This window comes from Kineosporiaceae bacterium, from assembly GCA_016713225.1.
GTDB lineage: Bacteria > Actinomycetota > Actinomycetes > Actinomycetales > Kineosporiaceae > JADJPO01.
In genome coordinates this window covers 523,201-534,373 of record JADJPO010000011.1, presented here as the reverse complement: position 1 = coordinate 534,373, position 11,173 = coordinate 523,201, and the positions used below count along the sequence as shown (strand labels likewise).

Genomic DNA, 11,173 nt, shown 5'->3' with positions numbered 1-11,173 from the left:
CCGACGAACGCGTCGTCAGGGTGTCGGCGTAGCCGGCGGTCGCGTCGTGGGGTCCGGGCTCGGCGGCGTCGGTGTCGGGTCGACCGTCGGGGCATCGGTGGTGATCGTCGGCGAGGGTTCGCTGGTGGGCCCCGTCGGGGTGGGGACGGCGTCCGTGGTCGTGGAGCTGGGGGTCGGCTTCGTGCCGGTCGTGCTCGGTGTGGGTGTGAGCTTCTTGGTCGTGGTGGCCGTGGGGCCGGCAGCGTTCTGCTGGCCCCGGGTCACCGCACGCCGACCTGCCCCCGCTCGGCCCATGCCGCTCGACGCCGTCGACAGGGTCGCCCCGGCGCCGGTGGAGGGGGCCGTGAGGCCGTTGCCCGGGTCGGCGGTCTGGCCGGAGCCGACGTCACCCGTGCTCGACTGTGGGGCGATCCTCACCTGGTCGTCGCCCCGGTGGGACACCTGCCAGCCGCCGACCAGCACGATGCCGGCAGCCAGGGCGATACCCATCGTGCGGGCGGGGGCCAGGGCCAGGGCCTTGGTGATGAGGTGGCTCGACCGCTCGATCTCTTCGGCGTGCTCAGGCGTCGGCGGCGTCCAGCTCGACGGGCGCCACGCGGTCGAGGGTGGGGTGTTGGGCTGCCAGCCCTGCATCGGCACCCGCGACTCCTCCGGCCCGAACACCGTCACCCGCGACGGTGCCGGTGGCGCCGCCGGCGAGAGCAGGCCGGGCGACCGCGGCACGGGGAGTGCGGCGGCGGCGGGCTCGTCGAGCCCCTTCGAGCGGGCGTTCAGGTGACGCGCCACCGCGGCAGCGTCGGGTCGATCCGCCGGGTCGGCCGCGGTCATCGCCGTGAGCAGGGCCACCCAGTCAGGGCCGAGGGCCTCGGGCACCTGAGGCGGGCGGGACAGCCTGGCGACCGCGGACTCCACCGGTGCTCCCGGGAACTCGCGCATCCCGGTCAGCGCCTCGAGCAGCACCAGGCCCAAGGCGTAGACATCGACCGCGGGCGTGGCGACCGCCCCCTGCACCTGCTCGGGGGAGAGGTAGGCGGCCGTACCCAGCAAGGTGCCGGTGCTGGTCATCCGCGTGGCGTCGATCAGTTGGGCCACGCCGAAGTCCGACAGGTAGGCATCACCGGCGGTGTCGAGCAGCACATTGCTCGGCTTGACGTCTCGGTGAATGATCCCCTGCTCGTGGATGTAGGCCAGGCCGTCGGCGATCTGGGCGCCGATGCCCGCCACGCGATGAGGATCCACACCCTGGCCGCGTTCGGCCTGGAGAATCAGATCCGAGAGCGTGCCGCCGTCCAGATAGTGCATGGCGCACCAGGGCTGGGCGTCGTCCTGCCCGCCGTCGAAGAGCCGCACCAGGTGCGGGTGCGCCAGGCCGGCCAGGGTGCGCACCTCGCCGAGGAAGCGCAGCCGATCGCTGTCGCCATCGGTACCGGGCCGGAACGCCTTGATCGCGACATGGCGCCCGAGCACCTCGTCGGTGGCACGGTAGACGTCGGCCATACCGCCCCGGCCGATGACCTGGGTCAGTCGGTAGCGGCCACGCAACAGCGTGCCCAGCGTGAGAGCGGTCCGGACGTGGATGTGGGGAATCGAGGCGGTGTCGGCGTCGGGGCGCGTCTCTCCGGGGTGATGACTCACGTGATCCCCCTCCTGCGCCCCCTGCGCCCCTGGTGCCGATGGGCGGCCCTCGGGTGCCCAACTTACCGTCATCGCCACGAGCCGGTGACTCGAGACCGCATGCCATCCCTCACGATCGGATTACGTTCCGAATGCTCGTTGTGTTGCACTGATGACCCTCCGCAGCCGTAGGCGGGGTGTCATCGGCGCCGAGCGGTCACCCTCGACACCAAGAGTGGACCTCGGCGGTTTTCGTACGCGGGGTGCCGTCCGTGCCGGTGTGGGTGCAGGTGTGATGGCTCACGTCCCCGGGTTCTCCCGTACCGTGGCCGAGTGAGCAGCAGCGGGACCGGATCCCACCTCGACCCCCACCTCGACCTGACCTGGACCCATCGCGGTTTCGCCACCCGAGCGATCCACGTCGGCAGCGAGCCGGATCCCGGCACCGGAGCGGTGGTCACCCCCATCTATCAAGTCAGCACCTACAAGCAGGACGGCGTCGGCGGCCTGCGGACCCACCTCGGGGTGGGGTACGAGTACAGCCGCAGTGCCAACCCCACCCGCACCGCGTTGGAGGACTGCATCGCCTCGCTCGAGGCACCCGGCGACGGCCGACTGGTGCGCGGCCTGGCGTTCGCCTCCGGCCTGGCGGCCGAGGACACCCTGATTCGGGCCACCACCACCCCGGGCGACCACATCGTGCTGGGTAACGATGCCTACGGCGGCAGTTACCGGCTGATCGCCCGGGTCGCCGGTCCCTGGGGGGTGCAGCACACCCCGGTGTCGCTGGCCGATCCGGCCGCCGTGGCCGCCGCGATCCGCCCGGGCCAGACCCGACTCGTCTGGGTGGAGACGCCCACCAACCCGCTGCTCTCGATCGCCGACATCGCAGCGCTGGCCCAGGTGGCCCACGCCGTCGGGGCGTTGCTCGTGGTGGACAACACCTTCGCCACCCCGTACCTCCAGAACCCCTTGTCGCTGGGTGCCGACTTCGTCGTGCACTCGACCACCAAGTACGCCGGTGGCCACAGCGACGTGGTCGGTGGCGCCCTGGTCGTCGGCGAGGCACAGGCCCCCTGGATGGACGGCGTGGGGGACGTCGGCGCGGCCGTGGCGGAACGACTCGCCTTCCACCAGAACGCGATGGGCGCGGTGGCGGGGCCCTTCGATGCCTGGTTGGTGCAGCGCGGCCTGAAGACCCTGGCGATCCGTATGGAACGGCACTGCGACAACGCCGAGCGAGTGGTCGAGTTCCTCACCGCCCACCCTCGGGTGCGGCAGGTGCTCTACCCGGGGCTGGCCGAGCACCCGGGGCACGACATCGCCCAGAAGCAGATGCGCCGGTTCGGCGGCATGGTGAGCTTCCGGCTCGGCGGCGAGGAGGACGCGTTGAGCGTGTGCAAGCGCACCGAGGTGTTCACCCTCGGGGAATCCCTGGGCGGCGTCGAGTCGCTCATCGAACATCCCGGTCGGATGACCCACGCCTCCGTCGCGGGCTCGGCGCTCGAGGTCCCATCGGACCTGGTGCGACTCTCGGTCGGGTTGGAGGACGCCGAGGATCTGCTCGCGGACCTCGACCGCGCCCTGTCCTGAGGAAGCCGGCGTGAACGACGCGCCCCCCGAGGCCGTGCTCTGTGTCGACGTCGGCTCGACGTACACCAAGGCGGTGTTGGTCGACGTGTCGGCCTCCGCATCGACCCCGGGGTCGGGTGCTCCGGTTCTGCTGGCCACCGCCGCCACGGCGACCACCCTGACGACCGACGTCCTGGACGGCGTTGCGGCCGTCCGCCGCCAGGTGGCCTCGAGTGCCGGCCTGGACGAGCACCACCTGCGGGGGGATCGGCTGCTCGTCTGTTCGAGCGCGGGGGGTGGGCTGCGGCTGGCGGTGGTCGGCTACGAGGCCCTGGTCACCGCCGAAGCGGGTCACCGAGTGGCGCTGTCCGCGGGGGGAACCGTGGTGCACGTGCACGCCGGCGAGTTGGACGGCGCCGGGTTGGCTGCGCTGCGAGCGTCCCGGCCCGACGTCGTCCTGCTGGTCGGTGGCACCGACGGCGGAAATGCGGACGTGTTGCTGCACAACGCCTCTCGGATCGGCGTCGGCCGGCTACCGGTTCCGGTGGTGCTCGCCGGCAACGCCGAGGCGGCGGCCGCGGCACGCAGCGCCCTGCGTGATCGGACGGTGCAGGTGGCGCCGAACGTGCTGCCGCGCATCGGGGAACTTGCCCCGGCCGGCGCCCGCGCGGCGATCCGGGAGCTGTTCCTGAGTCATGTGATCGGCGGAAAGGGCTTGTCCCGCAAGAGACTGGACGGCGTCCGGTTCGCTCGCCTGGTGCGGGCGGCCACCCCCGATGCGGTGCTCGACGGGGTCGGGGTGCTGGCCGAGGTGCTCGGTGACGTTCTCGTCGTGGACGTCGGCGGGGCCACCACCGATGTCTACTCGGCGATCACGCCACGCGAGGCGGATGCCGCGCGGCGTGAGGTGGTGGCCACGATGTGGCAGGCGCGCACCGTCGAGGGTGACCTGGGGATGCGCTGGGGCGCTCGTGGAGTCCTGGCTGCCGCCACGGCCGAACGACTGCTCGACGAGGTCGACTCCGGTGCGCTGGCGGCGCTGGCCGAGTATGCCCACCGGGCGAGCACCGACCCGGGCCTGCTGCCGGCGACGGCCGCCGACCAGGCGTGCGAACAGCAGCTGGCGGCGCTCGCCGTCCGGGTCGCGGTGCGCCGGCACGCCCGTCCGGCGGTACCGGGTCACTCCGGCCGGGCGCTGCACGATGTCGCGCTGGTGATCGGGAGCGGCGGGGTCCTGCGGCACGGTTCGCCGGCGCTGCGGCGCGCGGTCCTGGAGCCGGTGACCGCCGATCATGCCGGCGGGTGGAAGGTGCCCCGCGCAGCGCGGGTCACGGTCGACGAGCGGTACGTGGTGTTCGCTGCCGGACTGCTGGCACACGACCACCCGGACGCCGCGCGAACCCTCCTGGCGCAGGCCTTCGGCTGAGGCGCAGGCGTCAGGCTCGCCCCTGCGAACGGGTCAGCCTGCGAACGGCTCAGCCCGCGAACGGCTCGGCCGAGAGCACCTTGACCTCGAGCTGTTTGCCGTTCGGGGCGGTGAAGGCGGCGGTCTCGCCGATCTTGCGGCCGATGATCGCGCTGCCCAGCGGGCTCTTCTCGCTGTAGACGTCCAGGTCGGTGTCGCCACCCACCTCGCGGTGCCCCAGCAGGAACGTCATCTCGTCGCCGGCCAGATCGACGGTGACCACCATGCCGGCCGTGACACTGCCGTCCGCGGACGTCGGGGCATCGCCGACCTGGGCGGTGTCCAGCAGTTGGCGCAGCTGACGGATGCGCGCCTCGCGCTTGCCCTGTTCCTCCTTGGCGGCGTGGTAGCCGCCGTTCTCGCGCAGGTCACCTTCCTGGCGCGCCTCCTCGATCTTCTTGGCGATCTCGAGGCGTGCAGGGCCGCTGAGGTGCGCCAACTCGGCACTGAGCCGGTCGTAGGCCTCCTGGGTCAACCAGGTCACGGCGCTGGTGTCGGTCACGGGAAGCTCCAGGGGAAGTCAGCAGGGAATGAGCAGGGGATCAGAGGGGATCAGCAAGGGACCAGCAGGGAAGGTCACGACACGAGACGAACGAACAGCGACGAGAGCGATCGAGACTAGCAACCCTCAGTCGAGCACACAGGCTTTCACTCCGCCACCATCTGCGCGCTCTGTTGTGCGCAGAGTCACCGAGGTGCGGACCTGGCCGCTCTCGGACGGGCCGACCCGGACATCCTTGCGGCCGACCTCGACCAGGCCGACATTGACCGCGCGGACGGTGCAGGCCGCCGTCCGCCCGGCCGGCAGGCTGATCTGGAAGGTGACGGTGACGCTGTCGACGGACACCTCGCTGAGACCGAGGTCGGTCGAGTAGACGTTGGCCCGGTCGCGCGAGGCCGCGCCCCAGACCGCGAAGGCCACGCCGATGACGACGAACGCCACCAGCAGCACCATGAGAGTGCTGCGCGAGCGCTTCGCGCCGGTGGGCAGGCCGTAACGCTGGGCCAGCAGCTCGGAGGAACTCATCGGGACTCCGCGATCGGCGCTGCGGTCGAGGCTCGGGCTGGCGGTGTGCACCTGCTGTGCATCGGCAGCATCGGCATCGGCCATGATGGATGGTGTCGGACAGTGCTTCGACGTTTCGACGGGGCGTCGACACAGTGTCTCGCATCCGCGGACAGGAATCTCCAGGAGGTGGCGATGGCGGACAGGCTCCGGCTGATGTCGGTGCACGCCCATCCGGACGACGAGTCCAGCAAGGGAGCGGCCACCCTGGCCCGGTACGCCGCCGAGGGCGTGGACGTCCTGGTGGTCACCTGTACCGGCGGAGAGCGCGGCGACGTCCTGAACCCGGCCTTGAAGGACGACCCCGACGTGCTGCGGGACATCGCCGAGTTCCGTCGGCACGAGATGGCCCGGGCCGCCGAGGCCCTGGGTGTGCGGCACCAGTGGCTGGGTTTCGTCGACTCCGGTCTGCCCGAGGGCGATCCGCTGCCGCCGCTGCCCGAGGGGTGCTTCGCCCTGGAGCCGCTGCACGTCGCGGCGGCGCCCTTGGTGCGGTTGGTGCGGGCGTTCCGTCCCCACGTCATGATCACCTACGACGAGAACGGCGGCTATCCGCACCCCGACCACATCATGTGCCACAAGGTCTCGGTCGAGGCCTTCGACGCTGCCGGCGACGAGACCCGCTACCCGCACGCGGGTGACCCGTGGCAACCGCTGAAGCTCTACTACGACCGTGGCTTCTCGTGGGCGAAGCTGACCGCGCTGCACCAGGCCATCCTGGACGCCGGGCTGGAGTCGCCGTTCGCCGAGTGGTTGGAACGCTGGGCGCAGTCGCGCGAGGAGGCCGCCGCCGCGGGGCGGGAGGCCGACCCGCCGGTGACGACGCAGATCCACTGTGCGGACCATTTCGAGGCTCGCGACCGAGCCTTGCTGGCCCATGCCACGCAGATCGATCCCCAGGGATGGTTCTTCTCCATCCCCCTGGAGCTGCAACGGCGGGTGTGGCCGACCGAGGACTTTCAACTGGCGCGATCCCTGGTGGACGCACCGACCCCCGAGGACGACCTGTTCGCCGGGGTGGATGAACGAGTGAGGGTGTGACGGCGATGGTGACCGCTGCAGTGGCGGCGCTGGCTGCGAACGATCCGCCTCGCGGCTTCGGCCCGGGGTTCATCGGCTTCGCGGTGTTGTTCCTGATGGCCGTGGCGACCTACCTGCTGTTCCGCAGCATGGTGGGGCACCTGCGCAAGGTCCGGTACAGCCCGGATCCGGCCGCCACGGACGTGACGACGGCCGAGACCCGCGAGGAACCGCCCGCTCGCTGAGGGTGCGTTCGCTGGTGGCGAAGGGGTGGGTTCTCGGCTGGCGTCTCGCGTGTAAGCGAGTAATCATCGTTACATGAGTAAACAGGAAACCATTCAGAACGAGGTCGCGGCCTGGTTCACCCAGCGCCTTCCCGAGGAGTGGGTGGCCCCGGCGAACCAGGTCACCGTCGACCGCGAGGAGATCACTGTCGTGCTGGGGCTGGCCGGCCCGGACGCCGCAGCCGAGGCGACCGAGGCCGAGCGGGCGCAGGCGCTGGCCGGGTATGTGGCCCGGTGGCGCGCCGACACTCGCGAACGCCGGATCGCCATCGCCCGGGAGGCCGAGCACCGATTCGGTCGCAAGCTGGCCTGGGGGGTGCGGGTCGGCGAACACAGCGAGGTGTTCACCCATCTCGCGGTGCCGGTGATGACCCGGTTGCGTCAGAGCGAGCGGCAGGTGCTCGACACCCTGGTGGACGCCGGGGTGGCCCGGTCGCGAGCCCACGCCCTCGCCTGGTGTGTGCGTCTGGTCGGGCGCAACACCGAGTCGTGGCTGGCCGACCTGCGCCAGGCCATGGAGAAGGTGGCCGAGGTCCGCGAAGCGGGGCCTGCGTCGTCCTGAGGTGAGCGTCTCGAGTGGTCGTCAGGCCCCGGCGGAGTGGGCGGCGAGGCCGACGCCCACGGCATGGGCGGCGAACGCGGCCACGGTGAGCGCGTGGAAGATCTCGTGGAAGCCGAACCATCGGGGCGAGGGGTCGGGGCGGCGGATCCCGTAGATCACGCCCCCGATCGTGTAGAGCACTCCGCCGGTGGCCGCCATCGCGATCGCCCACGGTTGGCCGGAGGCCAGGAAGTCCGGCGCGAAGGCCAGCGCTGCCCAGCCGAGCAGGATGTAGGTCGGGGTGTAGAGCCAGCGTGGCGCGTGCAGCCAGAACACGCGAAACGCGATGCCGGCCAGCGCGCCGCCCCACACCAGGATGAGCAGGGTGCGGGCCTGGCCGGCGGGCAGCAACAGCACGCTGAACGGGGTGTAGCTGCCGGCGATCACCAGGAAGATGCTCGCGTGGTCGAGGCGCTGCAGCACGGCGTGCATGCGCGGACCCCATTGGCGGCGGTGGAACGTGGCGCTGACGGCGAAGAGCAGGGCGGCCGAACCGGCGAAGACCCCGACCGACACCCGCGCTGCGGTGTGGCGACTGATGATCACCAGGACGATGCCGTAGGCCAGGGCCGCCGGAGCGGTGACGGCATGCAGCCAACCGCGCAGCTTGGGTCGCGGAAGGAGCCGATCGTCGTCCATGTGGGGAGCCTACCTTACGGTGGCGTAGGTTACTCATGGGTAATCAGTGGCGGCACCTTCCCGATGAGTGGTCGTTCGATCACTCGATCGGAGTAACGTGACGCTTCATGGGTCTGCGCTCTCTGCTGTACGGATTGTACGAGCGCCGGCTCACCGCGACCCTGAACCCCTCGGCGATACCCCGACATGTGGGCGTCCTGGTCGACGGCAATCGGCGCTGGGCACGCGCCTACGGCACCGACACCGCGGAGGGGCACCGGGCCGGGGCCGCCAACGTGCTCGAGTTCCTCGGCTGGTGCGAGCAGGTCGGGATCCAGCACGTCACCTTGTGGCTGTTGTCGACCGACAACCTGTCGCGGCCGGCCTCCGAGCTCGCCCCCTTGCTGGGAATCATCGAGGATCTGGTCTGCCGCATCGCCGGCACCGGCCGCTGGCGGGTCCACCCCGTCGGATCACTCGACCTGCTGCCCCCCTCGCTCGCGCACGTGCTCAAGGAGCACGAGGACGCCACACGCGACGTGACCGGCATGCACGTGAACGTGGCGGTCGGCTACGGCGGACGGCGCGAGATCGCCGACGCCGTCCGCTCGCTGTTGCACCAGCACGCCGCTCAGGGCACCTCGATCGAGGAACTCGCCGAGATCCTGGACGTCGAGCACATCGCCGAGCACCTCTACACCCGCGGCCAGCCGGACCCCGATCTGGTCATCCGCACCTCGGGGGAGCAGCGGCTGTCCGGCTTCCTGCTCTGGCAGAGCGCCCACAGTGAGTTCTACTTCTGTGAGGCGTTGTGGCCCGACTTCCGCAAGGTCGATTTCCTGCGGGCGCTGCGGGCCTACGCCGAACGAGAGCGTCGTTACGGTACCTGAGGCCCGAAACGCCCCCCTCGCCGTGTGAATTGCGTCGTAGCGCTCGGGTGGTCGGTGATGTCACCCTCGTTCTGATTCGGTTCGACCCGGACGAGCGGCATGACTGACATCGGACCCACCGCACGGTGGGGCCGGAGGGGAGTCGCAATGGCCACTACCAGGCGCACCACCCGTCCATCGACCGAGATCGGTCAACGTCGCACCTTCGTGTTGGACACCTCGGTGTTGTTGGCCGACCCCCGGGCTCTCACCCGCTTCGCGGAGCACGAGGTGGTCGTCCCGGTGGTGGTGATCATCGAGCTGGAGGCCAAGCGACATCACCCCGAACTCGGCTACTTCGCCCGGCAGTCGCTGCGCATGCTGGATGACCTGCGGGTGCAGTACGGCCGCTTGGACGCGCCGATCCCGATCGGGACGAGCGGTGGCCGGCTGCGCGTCGAACTGAACCATGCCGACCCCGGTGTCCTGCCGGCGGGGTTCCGCATGGGGGACAACGACTCCCGCATCCTGGCGGTGGCGCGCAATCTCGCCGCCGACGGGCGCCATGTGACGCTGGTGAGCAAGGACCTGCCGATGCGGGTCAAGGCCTCGGCCGTGGGCCTGGAGGCCGAGGAGTACGAGCCGGAGAGCCCGGTCGAGAGCGGCTGGACCGGGATGGCCGAGATCGAGATCTCGGCCGATGAGATGGCCGAGTTGTACGCCGGCCAACCACTCGCCGTCCCGGCCGCTCATGACCTGCCGTGCCATACCGGTCTGGTGGTGCTCTCACCGCGCGGTTCGGCGCTGGGTCGGGTCACGCCGGACAAGCAGATCCGGCTGGTACGCGGCGACCGTGACGTGTTCGGGGTGCACGGGCGCAGCGCCGAGCAGCGGGTGGCGATCGAGCTGTTGCTCGACCCGGAGATCGGCATCGTCTCGCTCGGCGGCCGGGCGGGGACCGGCAAGTCGGCGCTCGCCCTGTGCGCCGGCATCGAATCGGTGATGGAGCGCCGCCAGCACCGCAAGGTGATGGTGTTCCGCCCGCTGTACGCCGTGGGTGGTCAGGACCTGGGCTATCTGCCCGGTACCGAGGCCGAGAAGATGAACCCCTGGGGCCAGGCGGTCTTCGACACCCTGGGTGCGCTGGTCTCGCAGGAGGTGGTCGAGGAGGTCATCGACCGCGGCATGCTCGAAGTGCTGCCGCTGACCCATATTCGGGGCCGGTCACTGCACGACGCCTACGTGGTGGTCGACGAGGCGCAGTCGCTCGAGCGCAACGTACTGCTGACGGTGCTGTCCCGGGTCGGGCAGAACAGCAGGGTCGTGCTGACGCACGACGTGGCCCAACGCGACAACCTGCGCGTGGGGCGGCACGACGGCGTGGCCGCGGTGATCGAGGCGCTCAAGGGGCACCCGTTGTTCGCTCACGTCACCCTCACCCGGTCGGAGCGGTCGCCGGTGGCGGCCCTGGTCACGGAGCTGCTCGAGGGACTCGAGCCCTGATCGTGGACGAGGCGTGTGCGTCGTCGGTGACGTTCCGTATGGTCACGAACGCATATCGATGACGGGCGGTGTCCGGTCGGGTCGGCCGTTGCGTGGGTCGTGGTCTCGAGGTGCCGTCGGCAGAACCGGTGACCCCTACGGCCGGTTTTCTCCTACTGCAACCTGATTACCGGGCGTATCCGATGTGCTCGGCCAAGGAACTACGGATCGTCGCCGAACTTCCTTATGGGAGCCCTAAGAGGGCTTGACCTGAACAAAACCAGTTACGAAGCGTGTAGTGACATTCGTCACTTTGCTATACGCAGAGTCACATAAGCCGGGGGCTGCACTACCAAGAGCCATGAGCGTTTCAACTAGTTCTTTACGCCACCCGGTTCGACTCGACATCGTTGCCACGTCAGGTGGCCTGACGGGGGTCAGCGGGCCTGAATCAAACGTTCGTCCCGGTGCGGACGGTGGTCGAAAGGACGACGTGGCTCGCTACGGCGTAACGACGGATCGCATTCGACGCGGCGATTCGGTGGGAATCTCCTCCGCCCCGACGACCCCACGTCACGGTCT

The 11,173-nt window shown here is 70.3% G+C and carries 11 protein-coding genes; 7 read left to right on the top strand and 4 right to left on the bottom strand.

Annotation, left to right across the window (positions count from 1 at the left end; genetic code table 11):
* Positions 1-15 precede the first annotated feature (15 nt).
* Entirely contained in the window at positions 16-1,635 is a 1,620-nt protein-coding gene (locus tag IPK24_25200; GenBank protein MBK8078750.1) for a protein kinase, read from the bottom strand.
* Between the two features lie 357 nt (positions 1,636-1,992).
* Here IPK24_25200 and IPK24_25195 point away from each other — a divergent pair, with 357 nt between their 5' ends.
* Together IPK24_25195 and IPK24_25190 are read left to right on the top strand one after the other, a co-directional pair.
* Positions 1,993-3,207 (top strand): cystathionine gamma-synthase, encoded by a 1,215-nt coding sequence (locus IPK24_25195; GenBank protein MBK8078749.1) that lies wholly within the window; start codon positions 1,993-1,995, stop codon positions 3,205-3,207.
* 34 nt (positions 3,208-3,241) lie between these two features.
* Positions 3,242-4,612 carry a glutamate mutase L gene (locus tag IPK24_25190; GenBank protein ID MBK8078748.1) on the top strand — a complete coding sequence of 457 codons (1,371 nt, stop codon included), beginning with the start codon at positions 3,242-3,244 and terminating at the stop codon, positions 4,610-4,612.
* A 49-nt stretch (positions 4,613-4,661) separates the two neighbouring features.
* Here the strand turns inward: IPK24_25190 and greA are convergent, their stop codons facing one another.
* Both greA and IPK24_25180 read right to left on the bottom strand, forming a co-directional pair.
* Positions 4,662-5,153 (bottom strand): transcription elongation factor GreA, encoded by a 492-nt coding sequence (gene greA, locus IPK24_25185; protein MBK8078747.1) that lies wholly within the window; start codon positions 5,151-5,153, stop codon positions 4,662-4,664.
* Between the two features lie 126 nt (positions 5,154-5,279).
* Positions 5,280-5,762, bottom strand: coding sequence for a DUF4307 domain-containing protein (locus IPK24_25180; protein MBK8078746.1), 483 nt, complete (start codon positions 5,760-5,762; stop codon positions 5,280-5,282).
* Between the two features lie 90 nt (positions 5,763-5,852).
* Here IPK24_25180 and mca point away from each other — a divergent pair, with 90 nt between their 5' ends.
* The 3 genes from mca (at position 5,853) to IPK24_25165 (ending at position 7,583) form a co-directional block, all read left to right on the top strand.
* A complete protein-coding gene (gene mca / locus IPK24_25175) occupies positions 5,853-6,758 on the top strand; it encodes a mycothiol conjugate amidase Mca (GenBank protein ID MBK8078745.1) in 906 nt (301 codons plus the stop codon).
* A 5-nt stretch (positions 6,759-6,763) separates the two neighbouring features.
* The gene (locus IPK24_25170) at positions 6,764-6,982 is read left to right on the top strand and encodes a hypothetical protein (protein MBK8078744.1); all 219 of its coding nucleotides are present in this window, start codon (positions 6,764-6,766) and stop codon (positions 6,980-6,982) included.
* 73 nt (positions 6,983-7,055) lie between these two features.
* On the top strand, positions 7,056-7,583 hold the full coding sequence (locus IPK24_25165) for a hypothetical protein (protein ID MBK8078743.1): 528 nt from the start codon (positions 7,056-7,058) through the stop codon (positions 7,581-7,583).
* A gap of 21 nt (positions 7,584-7,604) precedes the next feature.
* Here the strand turns inward: IPK24_25165 and IPK24_25160 are convergent, their stop codons facing one another.
* The gene (locus tag IPK24_25160) at positions 7,605-8,261 is read right to left on the bottom strand and encodes a hemolysin III family protein (GenBank protein ID MBK8078742.1); all 657 of its coding nucleotides are present in this window, start codon (positions 8,259-8,261) and stop codon (positions 7,605-7,607) included.
* Positions 8,262-8,368: 107 nt separating this feature from the next.
* Between IPK24_25160 and IPK24_25155 the strand changes: the two genes are divergently transcribed.
* Positions 8,369-9,130, top strand: a complete 762-nt coding sequence (locus tag IPK24_25155; protein MBK8078741.1) for an isoprenyl transferase — start codon at positions 8,369-8,371, stop codon at positions 9,128-9,130.
* Positions 9,131-9,277: 147 nt separating this feature from the next.
* Positions 9,278-10,612 carry a PhoH family protein gene (locus IPK24_25150; protein ID MBK8078740.1) on the top strand — a complete coding sequence of 445 codons (1,335 nt, stop codon included), beginning with the start codon at positions 9,278-9,280 and terminating at the stop codon, positions 10,610-10,612.
* Positions 10,613-11,173: the final 561 nt, after the last annotated feature.